At 38.4% G+C, this 22,793-nt stretch carries 26 protein-coding genes, 1 pseudogene and 1 riboswitch; of the genes and pseudogenes, 23 read left to right on the forward strand and 4 right to left on the reverse strand.

Going from position 1 to position 22,793, the window contains the following annotated elements; translation table 11 throughout:
- Positions 1-40 precede the first annotated feature (40 nt).
- The 15 genes from wrbA (at position 41) to BN986_RS08795 (ending at position 11,368) form a co-directional block, all read left to right on the forward strand.
- Complete coding sequence (wrbA, locus tag BN986_RS08725; protein WP_040980729.1) at positions 41-652, forward strand: NAD(P)H:quinone oxidoreductase type IV; 612 nt, start codon at positions 41-43, stop codon at positions 650-652.
- A gap of 196 nt (positions 653-848) precedes the next feature.
- A complete protein-coding gene (locus BN986_RS08730) occupies positions 849-1,610 on the forward strand; it encodes a class I SAM-dependent methyltransferase (RefSeq protein ID WP_040979438.1) in 762 nt (253 codons plus the stop codon).
- 167 nt (positions 1,611-1,777) lie between these two features.
- The gene (locus BN986_RS08735) at positions 1,778-2,839 is read left to right on the forward strand and encodes a suppressor of fused domain protein (protein ID WP_040979439.1); all 1,062 of its coding nucleotides are present in this window, start codon (positions 1,778-1,780) and stop codon (positions 2,837-2,839) included.
- Positions 2,840-2,948: 109 nt separating this feature from the next.
- Positions 2,949-3,689, forward strand: coding sequence for a MerR family transcriptional regulator (locus BN986_RS08740; protein ID WP_040979440.1), 741 nt, complete (start codon positions 2,949-2,951; stop codon positions 3,687-3,689).
- A 113-nt stretch (positions 3,690-3,802) separates the two neighbouring features.
- Positions 3,803-3,898: riboswitch (TPP riboswitch) on the forward strand.
- A 116-nt stretch (positions 3,899-4,014) separates the two neighbouring features.
- A complete protein-coding gene (locus tag BN986_RS08745; RefSeq protein ID WP_040979441.1) occupies positions 4,015-4,626 on the forward strand; it encodes a thiamine phosphate synthase in 612 nt (203 codons plus the stop codon).
- A 2-nt stretch (positions 4,627-4,628) separates the two neighbouring features.
- The gene (thiO, locus tag BN986_RS08750; protein ID WP_052400712.1) at positions 4,629-5,765 is read left to right on the forward strand and encodes a glycine oxidase ThiO; all 1,137 of its coding nucleotides are present in this window, start codon (positions 4,629-4,631) and stop codon (positions 5,763-5,765) included.
- The gene (gene thiS, locus BN986_RS08755) at positions 5,762-5,965 is read left to right on the forward strand and encodes a sulfur carrier protein ThiS (protein WP_040979442.1); all 204 of its coding nucleotides are present in this window, start codon (positions 5,762-5,764) and stop codon (positions 5,963-5,965) included. Before thiO ends, thiS begins: the two co-directional genes overlap by 4 nt.
- A gap of 4 nt (positions 5,966-5,969) precedes the next feature.
- Positions 5,970-6,740: a thiazole synthase gene (locus BN986_RS08760; RefSeq protein ID WP_040979443.1), complete on the forward strand. Its 771-nt coding sequence runs from the start codon at positions 5,970-5,972 to the stop codon at positions 6,738-6,740.
- Entirely contained in the window at positions 6,730-7,752 is a 1,023-nt protein-coding gene (locus BN986_RS08765; RefSeq protein ID WP_040979444.1) for a ThiF family adenylyltransferase, read from the forward strand. Before BN986_RS08760 ends, BN986_RS08765 begins: the two co-directional genes overlap by 11 nt.
- A gap of 183 nt (positions 7,753-7,935) precedes the next feature.
- Entirely contained in the window at positions 7,936-8,517 is a 582-nt protein-coding gene (locus BN986_RS08770) for a TetR/AcrR family transcriptional regulator (RefSeq protein ID WP_052400713.1), read from the forward strand.
- A gap of 95 nt (positions 8,518-8,612) precedes the next feature.
- On the forward strand, positions 8,613-8,930 hold the full coding sequence (locus BN986_RS08775) for a hypothetical protein (protein WP_052400714.1): 318 nt from the start codon (positions 8,613-8,615) through the stop codon (positions 8,928-8,930).
- A gap of 176 nt (positions 8,931-9,106) precedes the next feature.
- Positions 9,107-9,634, forward strand: coding sequence for a hypothetical protein (locus BN986_RS08780; RefSeq protein ID WP_040979445.1), 528 nt, complete (start codon positions 9,107-9,109; stop codon positions 9,632-9,634).
- A gap of 186 nt (positions 9,635-9,820) precedes the next feature.
- Positions 9,821-10,390 carry a DUF4256 domain-containing protein gene (locus tag BN986_RS08785; protein WP_040979446.1) on the forward strand — a complete coding sequence of 190 codons (570 nt, stop codon included), beginning with the start codon at positions 9,821-9,823 and terminating at the stop codon, positions 10,388-10,390.
- Positions 10,391-10,497: 107 nt separating this feature from the next.
- Positions 10,498-10,956 carry a DUF3995 domain-containing protein gene (locus BN986_RS08790; RefSeq protein ID WP_040979447.1) on the forward strand — a complete coding sequence of 153 codons (459 nt, stop codon included), beginning with the start codon at positions 10,498-10,500 and terminating at the stop codon, positions 10,954-10,956.
- A gap of 70 nt (positions 10,957-11,026) precedes the next feature.
- Positions 11,027-11,368: a VOC family protein gene (locus BN986_RS08795; RefSeq protein WP_040979448.1), complete on the forward strand. Its 342-nt coding sequence runs from the start codon at positions 11,027-11,029 to the stop codon at positions 11,366-11,368.
- Between the two features lie 130 nt (positions 11,369-11,498).
- Here the strand turns inward: BN986_RS08795 and BN986_RS08800 are convergent, their stop codons facing one another.
- Entirely contained in the window at positions 11,499-13,007 is a 1,509-nt protein-coding gene (locus BN986_RS08800) for an alkaline phosphatase (RefSeq protein WP_074435643.1), read from the reverse strand.
- A gap of 144 nt (positions 13,008-13,151) precedes the next feature.
- On the reverse strand, positions 13,152-13,706 hold the full coding sequence (locus BN986_RS08805) for a nucleotidyltransferase family protein (RefSeq protein ID WP_040979449.1): 555 nt from the start codon (positions 13,704-13,706) through the stop codon (positions 13,152-13,154).
- Between the two features lie 148 nt (positions 13,707-13,854).
- On the opposite strand from BN986_RS08805, the pseudogene BN986_RS08810 reads away from it, so the two are divergent.
- The 7 genes and pseudogenes from BN986_RS08810 (at position 13,855) to BN986_RS08840 (ending at position 19,564) form a co-directional block, all read left to right on the forward strand.
- A pseudogene (locus BN986_RS08810) lies at positions 13,855-14,525 on the forward strand (HAD hydrolase-like protein).
- A 77-nt stretch (positions 14,526-14,602) separates the two neighbouring features.
- On the forward strand, positions 14,603-15,547 hold the full coding sequence (locus BN986_RS08815) for a helix-turn-helix transcriptional regulator (protein WP_040979450.1): 945 nt from the start codon (positions 14,603-14,605) through the stop codon (positions 15,545-15,547).
- A gap of 88 nt (positions 15,548-15,635) precedes the next feature.
- The gene (locus BN986_RS08820; protein WP_040979451.1) at positions 15,636-16,124 is read left to right on the forward strand and encodes a DinB family protein; all 489 of its coding nucleotides are present in this window, start codon (positions 15,636-15,638) and stop codon (positions 16,122-16,124) included.
- 27 nt (positions 16,125-16,151) lie between these two features.
- Positions 16,152-17,204 carry a DNA glycosylase AlkZ-like family protein gene (locus BN986_RS08825; protein ID WP_040979452.1) on the forward strand — a complete coding sequence of 351 codons (1,053 nt, stop codon included), beginning with the start codon at positions 16,152-16,154 and terminating at the stop codon, positions 17,202-17,204.
- A gap of 13 nt (positions 17,205-17,217) precedes the next feature.
- A complete protein-coding gene (locus tag BN986_RS08830; protein WP_211198895.1) occupies positions 17,218-17,934 on the forward strand; it encodes a hypothetical protein in 717 nt (238 codons plus the stop codon).
- A 247-nt stretch (positions 17,935-18,181) separates the two neighbouring features.
- Complete coding sequence (locus BN986_RS08835; protein WP_052400716.1) at positions 18,182-19,021, forward strand: DUF4037 domain-containing protein; 840 nt, start codon at positions 18,182-18,184, stop codon at positions 19,019-19,021.
- Between the two features lie 111 nt (positions 19,022-19,132).
- Positions 19,133-19,564: an NUDIX hydrolase gene (locus BN986_RS08840; protein ID WP_040979453.1), complete on the forward strand. Its 432-nt coding sequence runs from the start codon at positions 19,133-19,135 to the stop codon at positions 19,562-19,564.
- A gap of 140 nt (positions 19,565-19,704) precedes the next feature.
- On the opposite strand, the gene BN986_RS08845 is transcribed toward BN986_RS08840, so the two are convergent.
- The gene (locus tag BN986_RS08845; protein WP_040979454.1) at positions 19,705-20,580 is read right to left on the reverse strand and encodes a LysR family transcriptional regulator; all 876 of its coding nucleotides are present in this window, start codon (positions 20,578-20,580) and stop codon (positions 19,705-19,707) included.
- A gap of 106 nt (positions 20,581-20,686) precedes the next feature.
- Here BN986_RS08845 and aroA point away from each other — a divergent pair, with 106 nt between their 5' ends.
- The gene (gene aroA, locus BN986_RS08850; protein ID WP_040979455.1) at positions 20,687-22,042 is read left to right on the forward strand and encodes a 3-phosphoshikimate 1-carboxyvinyltransferase; all 1,356 of its coding nucleotides are present in this window, start codon (positions 20,687-20,689) and stop codon (positions 22,040-22,042) included.
- Between the two features lie 154 nt (positions 22,043-22,196).
- Here the strand turns inward: aroA and BN986_RS08855 are convergent, their stop codons facing one another.
- A complete protein-coding gene (locus tag BN986_RS08855; RefSeq protein WP_040979456.1) occupies positions 22,197-22,571 on the reverse strand; it encodes a VOC family protein in 375 nt (124 codons plus the stop codon).
- Positions 22,572-22,793: the final 222 nt, after the last annotated feature.

The raw sequence follows: 22,793 nt of genomic DNA on the forward strand, positions 1-22,793 counted from the left end.
ATTATTTGGAAAATCAAATGAATCAAAGGAGATGGAAAATATGGAAAACGCAAAAGTAGCAGTTATTTTTTATAGTATGGGTGGTACAAACTACCAAATGGCAAAATGGGCAGCAGAAGCAGCAGAAACGAAAGGTGCCGAAGTAAGAGTATTAAAAGTACAGGAATTAGCTCCGGAATCCGTTATTGAAGGAAATCCGGCATGGAAAGCAACCGTGGAAGCAACAAAGGATGTTCCGGTAGCATCTTCAGAGGATATCGAATGGGCAGATGCACTTATTTTTAGTACACCTACACGTTTTGGAAATGTGCCTTCACAAATAAAGCAATTTTTAGATATCCAAGGTGGACTTTGGGGCAGTGGAAAAACAGTTAACAAAGTGGTCAGTGCGATGTCTTCTGCACAGAATCCACATGGCGGTCAGGAAGCAACAATCCTGTCACTATACACGAGTATGATGCATTGGGGAGCTATTATTGTACCTCCAGGCTATTCTGATGCAAGTGCATTTGCAGCTGGCGGAAACCCATATGGTACAAGTGTTACCGTGGATCAAGATGGAAAAATGGTGGAAGATGTAGAAGCTGCTGTGAAACATCAGGCGCAACGGACAGTTACAACAGCTGAATGGGTGAAAAAAGGGAATCAATAATTTAATATATAGATGGAAAAGACAGTTCCTTTCATTTTTGAATGGTGCTGTTTTTTTCTGCTTAAAAAGCGTGGGTCCTTACTTCATGAATTAGTTAAACTGTTAGCTTTTTTAAACAAAATGAAAAAAGGTATAATGGTCTATATAATATTTAACTTAACTTCTTCCAAATAACCAAAAGGCAGGTATAAACGGCATGAAAATAACTGATTACTCAAAAATTGCTGATAAATATGAGGATAATCCATATCGATTAGAGGAAAGACAGTTTGATAAGGATTTAAAGGAATATATGGATAAACATCCTAAATCAATGTATCAAGTATTAGATTTAGCATGTGGAACAGGTATTTATATTGAAAATCAAATAAACTATTTTGATAATTACAATATCAATTGGCATGGCCTTGATGCCTCAGAGGACATGTTAAAAAGGGCGCAGCGAAAATTAAAAAATGTTTCTTTCGTACATGGGATGGCTGAAGATATGTGCTATAAGGATAAGAGTTTTGATTATATCTCCAATAATTATGCTTTTCATCACTTTTTAAATAAAGAAGCAGCACTGGATGAAATTTATCGTGTCCTAAAGAAAAATGGCATATACAAACAACATAATATTGCTATACACGATATGAAAAAATGGTGGATATATCATTACTTTCCAACAGCATATGATGAGGATGTGAAAAGGTTTTGGGAAAAACAAGCGATTTTCGACGAACTTTCTGTAAGAGGATTTCATGTGGAAATGGAAATACAATATTGTTTAGAAAGAATCAAAGTATCTGATTATCTGACACATACAATGAATAGAGACATATCGGTATTAACGTTGATTACAGATCAGGACTACCAGGAAGGATTAGAGAAAATGAAATATGATGTCCAACATTATCCTGAAAAAACAATCGTAAATGATTTTGCAGAGATGTTTTGTACTTCGAGAAAGGGGTAGTGCTTTAGGAAGAAAGAATAATACAAGCTGTACCTTTTAAAAGATGGAAAGTTCCCTTAATGGAATAACAAAGAAAATAATTATAAATAGTAGGATAATGGTTCATACGGTATTTAAAACAGGTCATTTTATAGTTCAGTAATAAGTTGTAATAGAGGAGGAATACGATGAGTGAAGAAGTAAAGGCAACAGGCTGGGATGCAATTGATCGTACAATGGAAGCGATCTATGGAGAGCAGGAGCCGAAGCATTATGGAACATTGGTCTCTTATGTATTGGGTGGACCGGATCCATTAGATGGGATAAGCGCCTATAAATCAGAGACTCCAGAGTCGCACTGGCATATGGTTACATATGGATTTTCTGAGATTTATGAAAAGGAATCGGACAACCCGGAAGTAAGCGGTTTTGGATTTGAATTAACATTCAGATTAAAAAGAAAAGAAGGAGAGGAAGAGCCGCCAGCATGGGCACTTAATTTACTTCAAAATATGGGGAGATATGTTTTTAACAGTGGTAATGTTTTCAGAAATGGGGACTATATGGACGCAAATGGTCCTATCTGCTTGGAATCAAATACTAAATTAACAGCGTTGGCATTCATGACTGATCCTGAGCTTGGTACGATAGAAACAGAGAATGGTCAAGTGCAATTTCTGCAGATGATTGGCATAACAGATGGTGAACTTGAAGCTATGCAGACATGGAATACGCTGGGAGTTCTCTCTGCTGGCGCCGCATATATGCCCGGATCTATAACTGATTTAGAAAGAGAGTCATTTCTAAATTACCCTGATGTTTCTAAGAAAGTTGATGAAGGAAGAGAACGGGAAGGATCAAACACAGGGTTCTTATTTAATGACAATTTATCTTGGTTACCAGAGAAAAAGGGCTTGTTCAGAAAAAAACCAGCAATGCTGACTTTAGGTGCAAAGCAAACAGAAACAATTAGCAAAGTACTACGGGGACGTATTCTTAAAGGAAAAGGTTTGACATTGGCAGGACCTCATATTTTAGTTGTTATAGAACCAGGTGAAAAATCAGGTTATACCATTGAAAAGGATAAGGTCCAACTAATTTTAGATGACCAAACTGCAGTCGAATTGAGTGAGAAGTTAATTCCTAAAGAGAGTGTGATAGAACTTTCTTCATGTGAACAGATGGTTGTTAAGATAGTTAAAACTCACATTAAAGATAATGAAGGAAATGTTGTTCAGGTTATTGGGTAATGGAACTAATTTGAAGATGAAATATCTTCTATAAAAGAATATCAAAATAAGTGTTGACTCTTACCTTAGGTGAGAGTCTATTGTTTATTTATAAGGGGGTGAGTTGCATATGATGACAGTGAAACAAGTAGCTGATTTAACTGGAATAACAATCAAAACACTTTATCATTATCATAAGATCGGTCTTTTAGAACCTGGAGAAATGACGGATGCGGGATATCGTTTATATGGAAAAAAGGAATTAGAAAAATTGCAGCATATTTTGTTTTATCGTGAGTTAGATTTTTCATTAGAAGCTATTCAAAAAATATTGTATGAAAAAAAGAGTCGTCATTATATGTTAGTTGATCAGAAGAAACTAATAGAAGACAAGAAGGAGCGAATGAATCTTATATTAAGTACCATTAATGAGACTATTTATTTTGAGGAGCGTGGAGAAGTAATGAACAATCAAAATATGTTTAAAGGATTAAATCAAGCACAATGGAAGAAACAATTAAAAGAGCAGAATGCATATTTGAGAGAAAACTATCAATATGAAATTCCTGTGGATAATGTAGAAGAGGAAGAATTAAATGAATCAGCTCGAGAATCAAAAGAATTTATGGATAAAATGGGTTTTGCCTTGAAAAAAGGATGGGCAGTTAATGATGAACGAGTAAAGCAGCTTATTTCTGAGCATATTAGTTATATTAACGACAATATCATTAAGTTAGATTCGCAGGGATTTGTTGAATCCACATGGTTTTTTATCACGGATGAATTTCACAAAAATATGTTGGAAGAGCAGCAAACGGGCTTAACATATTATTTATATGCTGCCTCTGTTAATTACGCAAAACAGAGTTAAACAAGTGATTAACAGCAAAAAATAGAATCTATCATTTTTTAAATCTTCAGTGAAAATAGCTTTAAAAATATAATGTGATATGTTATTCTTTAAGAGTAATCCGAAAATTAAATAATCAACACTAGGGGAGCCTTTGGCTGAGACGAAAGTTCGGACCCTTTGAACCTGATCTGGTTAACACTAGCGTAGGGAAGTGGCAGGAACATGATGATATATCATTCGATCAATGAATTTTTATATAATCAAGGCCACTTGTCCTCGTTGGATAAGTGGTCTTTTTCGTTTCTCCGCGAGTTAAAAGCGATGAAAGAAAGGAGCATGGAGGATGGACAACCAGCTGCATCTAATCAGCGATGGAAGTTTTTCCGGAGAGCATTTGCAAATAGTAAAGCGGATTCATCGTAATATTGATTATTTGCATATTAGAGAAAAAAACAAGACAGCAAAGGATATCTTGGATATCTTGGAAGCTTTAGAAGGTATCGGATTTCCATTAGCTAAAGTAATTGTTAATGACCGCACTGATATTGCTGTGATGAAACAATGTACAGGTGTTCAATTGGCATACCACAGTCCTTCCATTCCACTTGTAAAAGGAAGCTTCCCCAGCCTAAGAGCAGGAAAGTCTGTGCATTCTTTATCAGAGGCAAAACAGGGACAGCAGGACGGAGCAGATTATCTCTTATACGGGCATGTTTATCCCAGTGCATCTAAGCCGAACCAACAGCCTAGAGGGTTAGCTGAACTCCGGGAAATTACGGGCATGCTATCTACGCCTGTATTCGCCATTGGCGGAATTACACCGGAGCGAACGAAAGAAGTAATTGAAGCAGGAGCATCCGGAGTAGCTGTAATGTCTGGTGTTTGGCAGGCAGATAACCCAGTACAAGCTGTCACGGCTTTTCGCCAAGCGTTGAATACTTGGAAAGGAGGTTGAAGGTGAATAAACAGTTTGATCAAATCATTGTAGGCGGCGGAGTCATTGGCTGTTCCATTGCTTATCAGCTGGTGAAAAGAGGGTATCGGGTACTACTGGTAGAAAGGAACCGGATTGGTTGTGAGGCATCAAGTGCTGCAGCAGGGATGTTAGGTGCTCAAGGAGAATTTACAGAAGATAGTCCTTTATTCCGATTTGCACAGGAGAGCAGGGCATTATTTCAAAATTTATCGGAAGAGTTGCTGGAAGAAGCAGGGATTGATATTCAATATCTGCATAAAGGAATTATGAAGCTTGCCTTTCATCAGCAACAATATAACAGACTGCAAGCAATTGCTTCGTTTCAGCGGGAAGCGGATAACCCTGCTTATTTGCTGTCAGTAGAAGAGGCAATAAAGATGGAACCTGGCTTGACAGAGAATCTTCGCGCGGTCCTCTATCTGCCAAATGATGGTCAAGTTTCTGCCCGAGACCTTACGAAAGCATTTTCTCTGGCCGCCTCTCATCATGGTGCAGTTATACATGAGCAGGAAAAAGTAGTCGAGTTGCTAATGGAAAATGGAAAGGTCCACGGGATTCAGACAACAGAGGCAGCTTATTATGCTGATCAAGTTGTTGTTGCAACAGGGGCTTTTGGAGATGAGTTGCTTCCAGCAGATTATGCCACACTTCCCGTGAAAGGTGAATGTCTACTATTAGAATGGGAGGAAGAATTATTTCAATCGACGCTTTGGATGGACGGTTGTTATCTTGTTCCGAAACGAGAAAATAAAGTCATTGTCGGAGCATCCTCTATACCCGGTAAAGCCAATAAGCATGTCCATGCTGCAAGTGTACAAAGGTTGTTGTCAAAAGCACAGAAAATGGTCCCACAGCTAGGAGAAGCAAAGCTAAGAAAATATTGGGCAGGGGTTAGACCAGGTACTGCTGATGAACTGCCATACTTGGGAGAGATTCCAGGTGTTCCAGGCTTATATGTGGCAAAGGGACATTATCGAAACGGCATACTGTTATCACCAATTACGGGAATCTATTTGGCAGACATAATAGAAAATAAGCCGGTTTCCCCGCTTTATTACGATTGCTTTCATGCAAGTCCTCGAGGCAATAAATTGGAGAAGGCAGGTGAATCAAAATGAAAATAACGGTGAACGGCAATGGATTAGAGGTGCAGGATGATGTAAAGCACATCAAAGGTTTGATTAACTTTCTGGAATTGGAAGATAAACCGTTGATTATTGAGCATAATCAACAGATATTACAGAAGGAAGAGCATGAAAAAGCAGTATTAGAAAGTGGAGACAAGGTTGAGATTGTACATTTTGTAGGAGGGGGTTAAGCAAATGCTTCAAGTTGGAAATTATCAATTTAAATCTCGTTTATTCTTAGGAACTGGAAAATATCCGAATTTTGATATTCAAAAACAGGCCGTAGATAAGTCAGGAACTGAGGTACTCACTTTTTCCGTAAGAAGGATGAATATTTATGATCCTTCCTTACCCAATTTTTTAGAGAAAATTGATGTGGATCAATATACGTTTTTACCGAATACGGCAGGGGCGAAGGATGCAAAAGAAGCTGTACGAATTGCTAAGCTGGCTGCTGCTTCGGGACGATGTGATATGGTAAAGGTGGAGGTTATTGGTTGCGATAAAACATTATTACCTGATCCTGTAGAGACGTTAAAAGCTACTGAAGAGCTGGTAAAAGAAGGTTTTACCGTGCTTCCTTATACATCAGATGATGTTGTATTGGCGAAAAAATTGGAAGAAGCAGGGGCACATGCTGTGATGCCGGGAGCTTCTCCAATTGGTAGCGGTCAAGGAATTATTAATCCTTTAAACCTTTCTTTTATTATTGAACAGTCGAAAGTGCCGGTTATTGTAGACGCAGGCATTGGTTCACCGGCTGATGCAGCTTATGCCATGGAATTGGGAGCGGATGGTGTTTTACTGAATACAGCCGTTTCCGGAGCAGAAGACCCGGTAAAAATGGCAGAAGCGATGAAATACGCAGTAGAGGCTGGAAGACTGGGTTATGAAGCAGGCAGGATTCCGGTGAAAGACTATGCTGTAGCCAGCAGCCCGGAGGAAGGGATCAGCGTTGGAAACTAGTCGTTATCATCGCCAAATATTATTTACTCCAATAGGAGAAACGGGTCAAGAAAAATTGATCCGAAGCCATGTGCTAATTGTTGGCGCAGGTGCACTGGGATCAAGCAGCGCTGAGGCATTGACCCGTGCCGGTGTTGGGCATATCACATTAATTGACCGGGATTATGTAGAAGAAAGTAATTTACAGCGGCAGCAGTTATTCAGTGAAGAGGATATGAGACTGAAGACACCCAAAGCAATCGCTGCCAAACAAAGACTTTCTCAAGTAAATAGCCATGTCAAAATAGATGCGATTGTTGGAGATGCCGAGATAGATACGCTGAGGCAAATCGTACCTGAAGTAAACTTGATCATCGATGCAACGGATAATTTTGAAACAAGACTTTTACTGAATGATATCGCACAAAAGTATCAGAAACCTTGGATTTACGGTGCAGTTGTAGCAAGTTATGGAGTGACTTTTACTATATTACCTGATAAAACACCTTGTTTACAATGTTTGCAAGCATATATTCCGGCAAATGGTGCTACCTGTGATAGTGTTGGAATTATTCAGCCTGTTGTGCAGAAGGTCGTATCCCAGCAAGTAACAGAAGCGTTGAAGCTATTAACAGGCAATGAAGCAGCTTTATCTGGAAAGCTTATTTCCTTTGATCTTTGGAAGAATGAGCATACGGAAATAGAAGCAGCTGCCTTACGCAAAACAGATTGTCCATCATGCTCAGAGAATAGGAGCTATCCAAACTTAGCTTATGATTCCCGCTTGAAAACAGCTGTATTATGCGGAAGAAATACGGTACAGCTGCGTCCACAGCGTGAACAAACAGATCTAGATGAAGTGGCCAAAGAATTGCAGAAGAATAAGCAAATTAAGCTGTTTCAAAACCCTTATTTGCTTTCGTTTGAAGTGGATTCTTTCCGGGTTGTTCTCTTTCAGGATGGAAGAGCATTGATCCATGGGACAATGGATCAGCTGGAGGCAAAAAATATCTATCATCGCTATTTGGGTTAAATAAGTTTTTACTCCAGGATAGTACAGGTGTTTACCCGGAAAAATATAGATCAATAATCTATAGGGAATGCTTGAAAGTGGTGCGTTCCCTATATTATATTGACAATTTGTATAAAACAGGATATAATAATGAATGAATACAAAATATGTTCATTCATTATTATTAAGGAGGTGGATTGTTGGATGCAGATGGACAAACAACAGGTGCTTTTTAATGCTGCTCGTACACTCTTTTTAGAACATGGGTTTAAAAAGACCAATATAGCAGCTATTACCAAACAGGCCAATGTAGCAGTAGGAACCTTTTATAAATATTATGATTCCAAGGAACAAATTTTCTATGAGGTGTACCAGGCTGAAAATGAGGCAGCCAAGCATCGAATTGTTTCACTGATAAATACCAATCAATCACCTAAGGATATCATTAAACAATTTATCAAGGCAATTATTCAAACGAGTGAACAAAATGCTATTTTAGCAGAATGGTACCGAAATACAGAAGTCAGCCAGCTGATTATGGAATATGATAAAAACAAAGATGGATGGCAAAACAGTTTTGTATATAGCTTTCTGATTGAAAATATCCAGCGTTGGCGAGAGATAGGACAGTTCCGGCAGGATATTGATATGGAAACAACATTGGCTCTTTTCAATGCATTGGTTGTGGTAGATAACCATAAAGAAGAAATTGGAACAGGAAATTATCCGCAAATGTTGGAAATATTAGCTGATATGATTGTGGATGGACTAAGTATTAAAGAATAAACGCCACTAATTAAAGTGGCGGTTTATTTTATCATTTATTGAATGAATTAAAAATATATTCATTCAATATAAAGTAATAGAAAGGAGAGCGAACCATGGGTTTACAAATCTTAAGCTGGTCGATGTTGATTATTGGATTTATCATTATTATTTGGGGCTTCTTTGAATTTCCGGCAAATGAGTGGGTAGGTAAAGACTTTTTGAGCTTTGCGATTAGCGGGATGATATTGATTGCAGGAGGTTTAGCTATTCTGAAAGCTTCGGCAGGGCTCATTATAGCAGCTATCATTATTGCTGCATTACTATTAGCAGTATATATTTGGATTTTTCAAATGGGGGCAGCGAATACACTTATTAGTTATGTGATTACGCTGGCGCTTGTTGGTTGGTTAATTAGCTTGGTTTTAAAATAGAAAGCTTAAATACTCGTGGCCGCACCATGATTCTAAATGGGCGGTCCTTTTTAATGGAAAGTTTAATTTTTGATAGATTAATGGTGAAAATCAGGAAAGAAAAAAGGAATTAGTCTATACTTTGAAGAAAGTACATATTAAATAAAATCATTTTGTGTAAGAGAGGTGCAGAAGAAATGAAAAAAATGCTAACCTCCGTATCGATTTTACTTATGATCCTTATTATCTTGACTGGGTGCAACGAAAACCGAGATTACAATACAGAAGGCCCTTTTATCACAGTAACTTCCAGGATTGCTGGACCAGATGAATACAGGAATTTTTATCCGGTTAAATATGATGTTTATGAAAATGGAGATCTAATGCTGCGTACAGAACAGACAGATGATATAAAAATAGGAGAAGATGCCCCGGTATACGAAACAAGTGTATCTGAAGAAGAAGTGGAAGAGATAAAAAGCCTGGTGGAAGATCACTTCTGGCAACTTCCTGAGGATATATCAGATGGTGATTCTGTTGATGGGGGTTTTTATAATGTCGAGGTTCATTTAACAGATTTCACGACTAGCGTTGGCGGACTAAATCCGAATGAAGCAGGATTTATAGAGATAGTTGATTATGTTTTTAATCTGGTGGATAATGAGAATCGTGCACTATGGGAAGAGGAATTAAGGGAACATATTTATCAAATGAATCCTGAATAATAATTTGTTGAGTAATCTAAACTAATTCATTTTTCAGGCTTTCAGCGGAAATAAAAATTAGTATAAAACGAAACTTCACTCAGTGGGAGTTTTACGGACAGTTCTCCGTGATAAAAAATGAAAAAACTTTCCTAAATGGATATAATAATTTTAAATGAAATAATCTAAATCGTAAGGAGAATAAATATGACAGCAGAAAATAGAAAAGAGCTTTCTCAAGTGGAACAAGAAGAATTACTGGAAAAATTAAAAGCCCGTTTTGAAAAAAATATGGATCGCCATGAAGATTTTGACTGGAATCTAATTCAATTAAAGCTGGAGGGTAATTCTGAAAAATTAACCTCTCTATATGAAATGGAAAGAACGGAGGGCGAACCGGATGTCATTGGATATGACGAAGAAAGAAAAGAATATATCTTTGTAGACTGCTCGAAAGAAAGCCCTAAAGGACGTCGGAGTGTCTGCTATGATCGGGCTGCGCTGGAATCAAGAAAGAAGCATAAACCAGAAAACAGTGCGATGGATATGGCGGCGGATATGGGTATTGAAATGTTAACAGAAGAACAATACCGCGAACTTCAAAAGCTGGGAACGTTTGATGCAAAAACATCAACTTGGGTACAGACACCTGAGGATATTAGAAAACTTGGTGGCGCGCTATTTTGTGATTTCCGATTTGGGCATGTTTTTGTGTATCATAATGGAGCGGAGTCTTATTATGGGTCCAGAGGATTCCGGGGGATGTTACGCGTGTAGCCGCAAACAGGAGAAAGGTATGAAGAATCAAGAATGGATGTAAACCAACAGTTCTTGATTCTTTTTTATTTGAACAAAGGTAAATTTCTGAAGAGAGGAGTATTTATTTGCGGGTTAATAAATGGTGGCTGACTGTAGGCGTTATTTGGACAGTTCTTTTTGCTGGTATGAGCTTTTATTGGGCGATGGGCGGAATGCTTGGCGTGAGATCTCTAGGTGGGGAAATCTATGAAATGTCTCTTGATCCAGAACCTTCCTTTATCCTAATTGTATGGCTGACGGGCTTTGTAAAATTATTAGGTGCATTATTGCTATTGTTGCTGGTTGTTCCGTGGAAAAATGCTATCATTTCCAAAGTGCTTTACTATTTTACAAAGATTGCAGGCGTATTCTTATTTGTATATGGATTATTAAATTTTATCACGATTTCCATGAGTGCTTTTGCTATACTGGATATGGATTTAGAAGCCCATGCAACCTTTTGGAGATTGGTATTTTGGGAGCCGTTTTGGATGATAGGCGGAATTTGTTATTTTTTCTCTGTGAAAAAATATCGCTCTGTTTAAGATTGTACGCTTTTTTCAGATATACTTGTTAAAGTAGTTATTATTTCAATACATGTAAAGAGGTGATGGTATGCAATTAAGTCATTTAAATTTAACGGTAAGCGATGTAGAAGCCTCCCGGGAGTTTCTGGAAAAATACTTTGAAATGAAATGTGTAAACAGTCGTGGAAAAGGTTTTGCAGCTATGTTTGACGATAATCAATTTGTCTTAACGCTGATGAAAGGAAAAGATGTTCAATATCCAAAAACCTTTCATATTGGGTTCCCGCAGGAGAGCAGAGAGAAAGTGAATCAAATAAATAAACAGCTGAAAGAGGATGGTTATGAAGTAGATCCTCCCATTGAAGCTCATGGATATACTTTCTATGTGGAAGCCCCTGGAGGATTTACTGTTGAGATTTTGTCTGAGTAGAATTTAATTTCTATCCTATGAGTTAAGATATCCAAAACCCCCTGTGAATCACCGAGTACTTGATAAACTCGTATTCACAGGGGGGTTTCCGAGAAGTCTCATAAACTAGGTCTAAATTTGGTTTAGATTCTTACTTAAAATTTACCTCGTCTCCTGGATAAATCAAATCAGGATTTGGAAATTGATTGATTTCCTGTAAGGTCGTCCATAAATAATTATATTTCAGACCAATTTCAAACAGGGTATCTCCAGATTTTACCGTATACACGTTTCCTTCAGGCTGTTTTTGACTGATTTCTCCACCAAACTCAATCTTGGCAGAGCCAGCGATGATTTTTGGTAAATCGGTATTGTCATGGAATCCGGTAAACTGTTCAGCCCCTGGACCATATGCATAAACAGGGAGGTCCACTCCTGTATGATTTGTGCTTGTCCATCCAACATTGGATTTTGCACTGATTACTGCATTGATTGCCATTTTAGGATCTTCTGCTTCCTGAATGGCTTGAATTTCTTCTTCTGATAATTCCATATCTGTATATTTATTTACTACTTCACTTGCATTGGAGCGACCTTCATTTAGCTCTGCAGCGATGTTCTCACCAGTTGCGGTTACACTGTGAAGCAGTTCTGGATTAGCTGTTCCTGAACCATTGGCACCCGCAGTCATGCCGCCTGTTTCATGGTCACCGCCGACAACAACCAGCGTATTACCGTCTTTTTCAGCGAAATCAATCGCTTCTTGAACAGCTTCTTCAAATGCACCTACATCTGTCATCGCCCATGCTGCATCATTATCATGACCAGCCCAGTCAATCTGGCTTCCTTCAACCATAAGGAAAAAGCCATCTTCATCTTGGTTTAGTGTATCAATCGCCGTTTGCGTCATTTCTGCGAGGCTTGGCTCTTCCTCTGCGTCGCGGTGCAATTCCGGTGACATGGCATCATCTGCGAATAATCCCAGTAAATTCTCGTTATCCAAATCAATATCAGCATTCAATAATTGATTGCGATTTTCGATGAGCTGATACCCTTGCTCTTCTGCTTGCTGAAGCACATTAGTTTCTTCCTGATTTCCACCTTCTGATTCTGGAAGGAAATTATTTTTACCACCGCCTAGTAAAACATCAATCTCGTTGTCTATAAATTGACTGGCAATCTCTGTTTCATCGTTTCGGTCATCTACATGAGCACCAAATGCAGCCGGAGTTGCATGTGTAATCGTGGAAGTAGCAACAAGCCCCGTTGACATATCCTTATCCTGTGAGGCTTCTAAAATAGTTTGATGTGCATTACCATCTGGATCCAATCCAATGATGCCATTATTGGTTTTTACTCCTGATGCCATCGCTGTACCAGCTGCCGCGGAATCTGTAATATTGGAATCAGCGGAATATGTAGAGAACATCCCTTGCAAATGGTTATCCCAGACTGCAGGTTCTCCTTTATAATGCCGATAATTTGTTGCGTAGTCAGCGTTAAAACCGTCTGGAATCATATAAATGATATTTTCCGCCTTGTCTCCGTTGTTCATGCTGTTATTCACCTGGCTGTTTTCATCTGCACTCGCTGCGGTTGGGCTTACTCCTGAAAAAATGATCCCGGCACTTAACGCAGCCACTCCTAGCTTTCTTATCATTCCATCATCCTCCTTCAAAATTGTACTTAACCTTATTGTAGGTGAAAGACTTTAACGTAGGATGAATAGAATGTAAATAATATGTAATGTTCTGTTATTTAAAGTGAATAAAGATATATTTCCATGCATAGAAGAAATATCGTATTAATATGCTATCGATAAATTTTTCCAATTGGCTTCCCAATCTTTACTACGCATCCGTTCTCTATAAACGGAATGGAGCTCTATACCATTTACATAATACGGCGTTGGTTTGACAATGCCTTGAAATAAATCTTCTAAACCATAAGGAGCCATTATTTTAATTTCATGATGATCCATCTGTGCAGCAACGGCGGTGGGTGTCTCAGGAAAGTGAGAAACACCATCAAAGGAAGATGTATAAGGAAGGTTGTTATTCTTTAAATGCATCCTCGCTTGATTTTTCACAGACCATGGCTGTCCAGGCATCCGTTTTTCTAATGTCGCTTCCAGTTTTTTCTCTGTATCTTCGGAAAGATCTGTTTGGTCGAAATAAATGACATCAATATCGTTTATTTTTGTATGGCAATCATATAAGGTATCCCAAACTTTACTTCTGATTAATCCCGCAGCAACCCAGCAATCATTCAGTTGTAATTTTTCCACTGTTTGTAAAATTGATAGGATATAGCTGTCTTCTTTAAGAATAGTTATTAATCTGTCTTCAAATACTGTCATATATGTATCCTCCCTCTCTCTTTTTATTGTATAGCAAAAATAGATTGAATGAAATTTGTATAAATGGTTTTAGAGAAATCTTTAAATATAAAATAAATGGTAAAATAGAGAAAGATATAAAGTTAACTTATGAGAGAGGTAGATTCTAATGGGGAAATATAAAATCATCCTATTTGATTTAGATGGGACACTTTCTGATCCAAAAGAAGGCATAACCAAATGGTTCAGTATGCGTTAAATAAAATGGGCATTGTGGAATCCAGTCTGGATATACTGAAATGCTTTATTGGTCCACCTTTACAAGTGTCTTTTACTGAATATTACCATTTTAATGAAGCGAATACGCAAAAAGCAATCCAGTTATACAGGGAAAGATTTAAAGAAAAAGGGATGTATGAGAATACGTTATACCCTGATACGGCAGGGTTATTACAATTACTGAAGGAACAAGGGTTTATTTTAACAGTCGCCACGTCAAAGCCGACTGTTTTCGCAGAGCAAATACTGGAGTATTTCCAAATAAATAAGTACTTTGAAATCATTGCAGGAAGCAATTTGGATGGGACAAGATCTGCAAAAGCAGAGATTATCCGGTACATTATAGACAATTATCCAGAATATAAATTGGAAGAATTTATCATGGTTGGTGATAGAAAGCATGATATTATCGGAGCCAATCAAACCGGGATAGATTCCATCGGTGTTACATATGGATACGGTTCGTTGGGAGAGGTAAATGGTGAGAAGCCCACATTTGTTGTAGATAGTCTGAAACAGGTAAATATGATTCTTAATGGAGAAAGCCTTTTCAGAAAATAGTTGAAAAGAAGTTGGGAAGCTTCACTGCGCAATATTTATTTCCATGCTCAACCTTTCATTCAAATGGAGGAAATTCTATGTCCAAAACAAAACGATTAATCGAACTAATGATGACAGTAAATGCAAAACGTAAATTCACAGCACGGGAGCTTGCAGAAGAATTCAACGTTTCTTACCGCACAATTCTGAGAGATTTGAATGAATTGGAAGAACTCGGAGTTCCGCTCTATTCAGAAGTTGGCGCGGATGGCGGCTATTACGTACTGAGCGAGCGGATGCTTCCTCCAGTTTTATTAAAAGAGTCGGAAGCCATTGCGCTTTATTTTGCATTTCAATCCCTGCAATTTATTGGTTCTCTGCCTTTTGAAACAGAAGCAGGTTATGTTTTAAAGAAATTATATAACTACCTGCCAAATGAAGTGAAAAAGCGTATTGACACGATGAAGGATCGGATTGTTTTTTGGAATCCAAGCCGTCTACAGACAGCGAATGAGCTGGATATATTATTAAACGCAGCAGTAGATCAATCGACGCTTACGATTCAATACGATAGCCAAAAGGGATTAAAAGAGAGAATCATCCAGCCCATTGGCTTATACAGTCATAATGGTTTCTGGTATTGTCCTGCCTATTGTTTTCTGCGTGGGGATATACGTTTGTTCCGTGCTGATCGAATTAAAAAAGCAGAGCTTACAGGTGAAAAAAAGCGGGAGCTGCCTTATTCATCTGTAATGGAATGGATAGCGCTATCTGAATCGGAAATCGCTGATCCAATGACTTTTTCAGTGGAATTGACGAGAGAAGGAGTCCGGCGGGCAATGTCAGAATTGGATTTGGAAAGACAAGTTCAGAAGCGGGAGGACGAAACAGGATGGGTGGAAATGGAGATCCCTAAGTCTGAACTGACATATTTTGTTGACCTGATCTGGAATTTTGGCAGGGAAGCGCAAATAATAGCACCGGAAGAAGCAATAGCCACTATGAAAAGAAAGTTAGAGGGTCTGCTGGAGAAATACAATTAATTTTTCAACTAGCTTTATCAATGATGACAGGATTTGTCATGGTTCCATGGTACATTAAAGCAGTAAAGATAATGAAAGGATGAGTGCAATGAACGCTGTATCTGTTTTGAGAGAGGAATTATTAGCGGAGCTGGAGCTTGGGATCCGATCCATGGAAGGGTTATTGAAAAAGGTTGATAAAAAGGATTGGGACTACCGGCCGGCAGAAAACATGCGCAGTCTCAGAGAGCTTGCCAGACATATTGTCTCAATTCCAGAAGTAGACTTGAATCTCTGGCAGGAAAAGAAGCAGGAAACAATTCAACAGTTAGAATCAAAATATGAAAAGCTGGAATCCTCGGAGGAAATGACGGAAGCGATGAATCAAGGCTTACAATTGTACAAAACGTATATGCTGTCCCTGTCAGATGAAGATTTTTTAAAGAAAAAGACGAAACCCTTTTATCTGGAAAAGGGGGAAACGCAGGCGCATTGGCTTGTGGAAGAGGTTTCGCATGTATTCCATCACCGGGCCCAATTCTTTACCTATTTAAAGCAGCTTGGCTACGAAATAGATATGTTTGATCTGTATGTTTGATAGACAGAGAAGGGGAGGTAATCCTATTTGAATAAGGAAACCATCATTTGTGAACGCTTGCAAAGGCAAGGATTAACGACACCGCTGGAGGACAGTCAGGATATGGAAGCTTATAAACAGTTATTTCAAAAATTACAGCCTGTAGCTCCAGTCTTCAACAGTCGACCGGGGGAGGCGCCGCAGCTTGTACACAGAGCAGTTTTTAAGGAGGTCCTATTAGCAGAAAACTTACGCCAGAAACATCAGTTAGTAAAAGGCCGTTTTCAGGGCGGGCGTATCGGATATGTTCTGGAAGAGGACCTTGGTCTATACAGCACGGTTTTTCGAAAGCCTGTTCAAAAAACAACGGTGCTTCAGGAAGAAATTATATCTATGATTCAGTCGTCCGGCGGTATTTCGAAGGATCAGTTAAAGGAGGAGCTTCCTTTTAAAGCCCGGGAAATTACTATTGCTTTAAAAAGGCTGCAGGAGGCTTTCTTAATATATGAATCACAGGTGGATACAGATTGGAATACAGGCTGGTTTGATTTTAAAACGGAGTGGCTGGAAATTAAGTTGGCAGAGGATCCAGTTCCTGCTACAGCAGAAATGCTGCTGCGATTTTTGGATGCAGCAGTATTTGCCACTTTGGATCAAATCAAAAGCTGGACGCAGTTAACACGGAAAACGATACAAGGTGCTTTGACTGTATTATTGGATAGAGAAGTAATTGTAAAAATAGATGTGGACGGACTTGGGGAAGGATTTATTCAAGAGAAAGATTTGTATTTAACCAATGCAGAAATCCCGCCGGCTGTATTTATGCTGGATCAATCCGATTTTTTGGTCAGAACTGAATTAGATGAATTGAAGGAAAAATTTAAAAGCAGGGAAGTTCTTCAGTATCTTTTGATTGATGGGGAATTTAAAGGGGCAGTGCTCGGACATTGGAGAATTGGACCACACGACATTGAAGATATTGTTCTGCACCTTGGAGAAGAAGAAGCAGAGACAAGGAAAGAAGAAATCATTTCTGCCATCAGAGCAGAATATTCCGAAGAGACAACCCGTATGTTGCGTTTTAATGGAGCACGGCTTTAAGGAGGATGGTAGCGTGAAGCTGATAAAGAATAATATTGTAGTAGAATATAATGAGAAAGGATATTTAATGTACTCGGAAAGTTTTCCGGGAGCATATACCAGAGGCAGAGAGCGTCAAGAGGCGCTCTCTAAGTTTCCCGTGGAGATTAAAAGGTATTGCAGATGGGCTGAAATAGATGATGCTGAAACGGAAACTGTTGAATCCATCATTGTTCAATCAGAAGAAAGCGAACTGAAAATACACGAAGCAGATTCAGATGTTATTTTCTTATCAGAACAAAATCCATTACCAAAAGAGGAATATGAGCTGCTGAAAAATAGAGCATTGAAATCTGCGAAGGATTTTCAAACACTTTACAATTCTGTGCCTGATAAGACATATACTTCTTTGCCGAAAAGAACATCCTTTTATGGAAATGTGCCAAGGACTCCTGGAGAGATGTATGACCATACAAATGGTGTCACGAATTATTATGCTGCAGAAATTGGTGTGGAGTTAGATAATACTGACACAATCTATCAAAATAGAGTCCAGGTTTTCCAAGCTATAGAAGAAAAAGAGGCGTTTTTGCAAAATAAAGTATTTCATGGGAGCTATGGAGAGCAGTGGTCACTGCGGAAGGTGTTAAGAAGATTTATTTGGCATGATCATATTCATGCGAAAGGGATGTACCGCATGGCTGTAAAGGAATGGGGAGAGAGTGAAATTCAAAATCCGTATTATTTTTGAGAGAGGTAAACAGAGTAGAGGGGGGAGTAACGTTATAATCAGAAAAAAGATTCCATGCGAAAGGCAGTTTATTTGATAGAAATTATTATAATATTGTGCTGATGGAATAATTTCTGGAATACGAATCATTAAAAGATGTTTTTTCAGACAGATGATGAACAGATTAAAAGGAACAACTGTATGACTGTACACTAAAATCATCAAAATCATTACATAAAAAATTAACGTAATACGTGGAGGCAGGATGATGGATTTAAATATAATGGCATCAAAGGCTGCAAAGGTGTATCAATCAAATTTAAAAGTAGAAGCTGTTTTACTGGGCGGTTCGGTGTCCAGAAATTGGCAGGATTCCTATTCAGATATTGAGCTGTTTATTTTTTGGAAGGAACCGCCGACAGATGAGGATAGAAAAATGCCAATTACAGAATTGGCAGGGGATATTATTGATTTTTATCCATATGAAGAGGAGGAGTGGTCAGAATCCTATGTTGTCGAGGGGATAAAATTAGAAATAAGTAGTTTTTTAACAAATAGTATAAAAGGAATCATAAATGATGTCGTTGTGTCCTATAATCCGGATGTGTATAAGCAATGCCTTGCAGCTGCTGTATATGATGGTGTCATGTTAAGCGGTGAAGAGCTAATAAAACAATTGAAGAAAAAGGTAAGCCAATATCCGGATGAATTAAGTATTGCCATGATAAAAGAATACATGTTTTTAGGCAACAGCTGGACGAACCGGGCGGCTTTATTGCATCGCCGGGACTGGCTGATGCTGTATAAAGTAATGACCGATGTGCAGACAAATATCATGGGAATGCTGTCTGGCTTAAATAAACAATATGTCCACCATCCTGCTTTTAAATGGCAGAAGCAGACATTGGAATCGATGTCTCTCGTCCCTGAAAATATATTCAAACGGCTGGAATTCGTTTTTATGGGAGAGCCTTCAGCTGCTTTAAGTGAATTAGAAGGGATTGTACAGGAGGTTTACCGGCTGATACAACGTAAATATCCGCAAATTAATATAGCTTCTGTGATCGATAGATCGCTGTTTTTAAGGCCTGAGCATGAAAAGGGATGAAAGCAAAATGAATGTAATAGAGTGTTTTAAAGAGATGAATAAAGAATATCTATATCCTTTTGAATGAATAGCGTTAAAATTTAATCAATAATGGTTAAAGGAGGAATATTATTGGGTCAAAATACTCGAGAAAATTTCACACCACCAAAGCATATCTTATCTGCAGCAACGATCGTACGGAATGAAAAGAATGAGCTTTTGCTAATTAAAGGACCAAGAAGAGGTTGGGAAATGCCTGGCGGACAAGTGGAAGAGGGTGAATCTTTAAAAGCTGCTGCTGTCAGAGAAACAAAGGAAGAATCGGGAATTGATGTGGAGGTCTTAAAATTTTGCGGTGTATTTCAAAATGTAAACCGCTCCGTTTGTAATACGTTATTTTTAGCTAAACCGGTTGGAGGGGAGTTTACAACCTCACCGGAAAGTTTGGAAGTTGGATTCTTTCCGATTGAGCAGGCTTTGGAGATGGTAACACTTAAAAATTTCAGAGAACGAATCCGGTATTGCTTGGATGAAAGTATGCATCCGTTTTATGTGGAATTTTAAATATTTTAATCTGATATTCGTATATTTTTTCAGTGAAAAACGAAATGATATAAATTTGAATAGAGAATAAAAAGCATACAGGTTTATGCCATGAATAAACCTGTATGCTTTTTCGCATGCATGGAACCTGCTTTCCTGCCTTATGTCAGCAAGTGATTAAAAAATGTCTCAGTTGCTAAGGATAGCGAAGCTCCTTTATTGGTGGCTAATCCAATTTTTCTTTTTTCAATAGCTTCATTTATGGTTACTTCAAATAATTCTTTTTCAGCTAATTCTTCTGATACCAGCTCTTTGGTAACAAACGCTGCTCCCATTCCGATTTTTGCGCATTCGATTAATAAGTCCACACTGCCAACTTCAATATCCGGCTTCACGTCCAAACCATGCTTAACAAAAAGCTGATGGAGAAATTTTCTGGAGCTGCTGGCTTCTGAAAAAGAAATAAGCGGGTATTCTTGAATGACTGACAGAGAGCGCTTTTCTTTTGATAGATGTTGAAACCTTTTTCCAACAACAAAAGTGCTATGAATATCCAGGAAATCTTTTATAGAAACATGGTTCTGATCAACTGGCAGGTGGACAATCCCAATATCAATTAATCCATTTGTCAGTTTTTCTAAAATCTGCGGGGTAGATCCGTGTTGTAATTTGATTTGAATATCTGGATACAGATCCTGAAAAGTCTGTATATAAGGGAGCAGATAATGCTTGCATGTTGAATCGCTTCCTCCAACGGTAACAGACCCGCTTTGCAAATTTTTCATTTCATTTATTTTTTGTTCTGCGCGATCAATTAAATCAAACGCTTGTTTGAGATATTCAAATAGCACTTCCCCTTCTTTCGTAAGCAGAACTCCCTTTGAAGTCCTGGTAAACAGCTGAATTTCCAGTTCATTTTCTAATTGCTTAATAGAATGACTGACACTGGGCTGCGTAATAAAAAGCCGGGTTGCTGCTCTGCTAAAATTCTTTTCGATAGCTGTTATATAGAAAACACGATATAAGTCTACATCCATGGTATAGACACCACCTATAGCATTTATTAAAAATAATAATTTCATTTATATCATAATTCTAATTATAATGAATATCAAACAATGAATGATGGAGGAGATGATAAGGATGGGAGAAAATAAGCTGTTTGACAGCAAGGCAAGAAGCCCCTGGACTTCTTTGGAGGGAGTCACCAGGATAAGTCTTTCCCCCGGGAAGCAAGAAATAAATGGTTCTATTACCATTCCGGGGAGTAAAAGCATGACGAACAGAGCACTTATAATGAGTGCTTTAGCAGAAGGAAACTCTAAATTGAGCGGTATTTTAAAAAGTGATGATTCATATTGGTGTATCGAGGTTTTAAAGCAATTAGGAATAGAGATCGAGCTGCAGGCCGATATAGCGTATATTAAGGGAAACGGCGGACATTTAAGATCAAATAATTTATATATTGGTGCAGCAGGAACGATTGCAAGATTTCTTCCAGGAGTATTGGCAGGATCCCGTGAAGGGGAGTGGAGACTGGAGGCAAGTCAAAGTATGAGCAAAAGACCGGTTGCGCCGCTAATCGATACCTTAAGAACACTTGGTGCTGATATCAGCTATCTGGCTGATAAAGATTATTATCCGCTGGGAATTAAAGGCACTGAAATGAAGGGAGGAGAAGCAACTTTATCCGGCTCTATATCCAGCCAATTTATCAGTGGAGTACTGATTGCTGCACCGTATTTTAAGGAAACGACGACAGTTACCATCAAGGATGAAATTGTCCAGCATGCTTATGTTTACTTAACCCTGGATTTAATGAAGGAGTTTGGTGCAGAAGTACAATATGATCATGCGCTCCAAAAAATCGTTATCAATCCTCAACCGTTCAAAGCGAAAGAACTCCATTTGGAGCCAGATGTTTCTGCGGCCTGTTACTTATGGGCGCTGGCTGCGATAACAAATGGCAGAATACGCATAAATGGACTGACCACAAAAACAAAGCAGCCGGATATTCACATGCTGGAGGTTTTTGAGAAAATGGGATGTAAAGTGACAAGAGAGGCTTCTTATATTGAATTAGAAGGGGCTGCACAATTAAAAGGTGATTTTGAAATATCGATGAAGGAAATGTCCGATCAGGCTCTGACGTTAGCTGCAATTGCTCCATTTGCGGATGGTCCGGTAACGATCAAGGATATCGGCCATATCCGTCATCATGAATCTAACCGGATAAGTGCTATTTGTGAAGCATTAACCAGGATGGAAATCAAAACAGAGGAATACGATGAGGGGCTGAAGATTTATCCAGGTACTCCAAAACCAGCTTTGCTGCATACCTATGATGATCACCGGGTTGCGATGGCATTCGCATTGATTGGGTCAAGGATAGAGGGAATTCAGATAGATGATCCGGGCTGTGTTTCTAAAACATTCCCACATTATTTTGAACTGCTGGAGGAGCTGGGCTTGGAAATAGTAAAAGAAGAAATTGGATGATTATAAAAAGATGAGGGTTGAGCGGCTTTCCTTTTTAAGGCTTCCATCGACTAATATGCGTGCATGAAAAATAACTGTTGCTAGTTAAAAGAGAAGATGGCAGCAGTTATTTTTAACATGGGTATCTGCTTTCTGATATAAAGCAGCCATCACTTTATCCATTGCAAATCATAATTACATTTCCATCAGGATCATTCACATTGAAGAAAGCAAAGTCATCAAATTCTGTAATCTCCGCTGCAATTGTATACCCTAATTTTTCGATATACTTATAAGCCTGATGAATATCGTCCGTGTGAAAATTAAACAGAGGGTGCGGCTGTGGTGAAATTTCTTTAGTTGTACCAGGCGGCCCTGCATCCAGTGTAATACCGGTATGCTGGTTCATTTCCAGGTTATAAACCGGGCGTGACACTTTTGAAAGATCAGCTTGCTGGTTTAATAAATTGCTATACCATATAACGGATCTTTCTAAATCGCTGACATGAATAAAAATTGTATTTGTCTGGTTTAAAATGGAATGGGGCATTGAGACCTCTCCTTTCGTATATTTGTTGAAAAAGAGATGAAGAAGCAGGGTGAAGTATAAATAGGCTGAGTTAGATTGTTAATTCGTTCCAATCTTTTATTAGAACTATTATAGCATAATATTCTTAATATTGTGTTATAATAGTTGAGCGAAAAAGTGTTCAGTTAGCTTATATAAATAGTTTTGAACCTGAATTGGAAATAGAAAAATCTAAGGAGTGCC

The organism is Oceanobacillus jeddahensis (genome assembly GCF_000750635.1).
GTDB classification, from domain to species: domain Bacteria; phylum Bacillota; class Bacilli; order Bacillales; family Amphibacillaceae; genus Oceanobacillus; species Oceanobacillus jeddahense.

Excerpts from the sequence above, each read along its gene's own strand:
- BN986_RS08800 (WP_074435643.1), bottom strand. The coding sequence starts at position 13,007 with ATGATAAGAAAGCTAGGAGTGGCTGCGTTAAGTGCCGGGATCATTTTT.
- BN986_RS08775 (WP_052400714.1), top strand. The coding sequence starts at position 8,613 with ATGGGTTTACAAATCTTAAGCTGGTCGATGTTGATTATTGGATTTATC.
- BN986_RS08835 (WP_052400716.1), top strand. The coding sequence starts at position 18,182 with ATGGATTTAAATATAATGGCATCAAAGGCTGCAAAGGTGTATCAATCA.
- BN986_RS08770 (WP_052400713.1), top strand. The coding sequence starts at position 7,936 with ATGCAGATGGACAAACAACAGGTGCTTTTTAATGCTGCTCGTACACTC.
- BN986_RS08745 (WP_040979441.1), top strand. The coding sequence starts at position 4,015 with ATGGACAACCAGCTGCATCTAATCAGCGATGGAAGTTTTTCCGGAGAG.
- BN986_RS08820 (WP_040979451.1), top strand. The coding sequence starts at position 15,636 with ATGAACGCTGTATCTGTTTTGAGAGAGGAATTATTAGCGGAGCTGGAG.
- BN986_RS08855 (WP_040979456.1), bottom strand. The coding sequence starts at position 22,571 with ATGCCCCATTCCATTTTAAACCAGACAAATACAATTTTTATTCATGTC.
- BN986_RS08845 (WP_040979454.1), bottom strand. The coding sequence starts at position 20,580 with ATGGATGTAGACTTATATCGTGTTTTCTATATAACAGCTATCGAAAAG.
- BN986_RS08760 (WP_040979443.1), top strand. The coding sequence starts at position 5,970 with ATGCTTCAAGTTGGAAATTATCAATTTAAATCTCGTTTATTCTTAGGA.
- wrbA (WP_040980729.1), top strand. The coding sequence starts at position 41 with ATGGAAAACGCAAAAGTAGCAGTTATTTTTTATAGTATGGGTGGTACA.
- BN986_RS08815 (WP_040979450.1), top strand. The coding sequence starts at position 14,603 with ATGTCCAAAACAAAACGATTAATCGAACTAATGATGACAGTAAATGCA.
- BN986_RS08785 (WP_040979446.1), top strand. The coding sequence starts at position 9,821 with ATGACAGCAGAAAATAGAAAAGAGCTTTCTCAAGTGGAACAAGAAGAA.
- BN986_RS08805 (WP_040979449.1), bottom strand. The coding sequence starts at position 13,706 with ATGACAGTATTTGAAGACAGATTAATAACTATTCTTAAAGAAGACAGC.
- aroA (WP_040979455.1), top strand. The coding sequence starts at position 20,687 with ATGGGAGAAAATAAGCTGTTTGACAGCAAGGCAAGAAGCCCCTGGACT.
- thiS (WP_040979442.1), top strand. The coding sequence starts at position 5,762 with ATGAAAATAACGGTGAACGGCAATGGATTAGAGGTGCAGGATGATGTA.
- BN986_RS08740 (WP_040979440.1), top strand. The coding sequence starts at position 2,949 with ATGATGACAGTGAAACAAGTAGCTGATTTAACTGGAATAACAATCAAA.
- BN986_RS08735 (WP_040979439.1), top strand. The coding sequence starts at position 1,778 with ATGAGTGAAGAAGTAAAGGCAACAGGCTGGGATGCAATTGATCGTACA.
- BN986_RS08780 (WP_040979445.1), top strand. The coding sequence starts at position 9,107 with ATGAAAAAAATGCTAACCTCCGTATCGATTTTACTTATGATCCTTATT.
- BN986_RS08795 (WP_040979448.1), top strand. The coding sequence starts at position 11,027 with ATGCAATTAAGTCATTTAAATTTAACGGTAAGCGATGTAGAAGCCTCC.
- BN986_RS08730 (WP_040979438.1), top strand. The coding sequence starts at position 849 with ATGAAAATAACTGATTACTCAAAAATTGCTGATAAATATGAGGATAAT.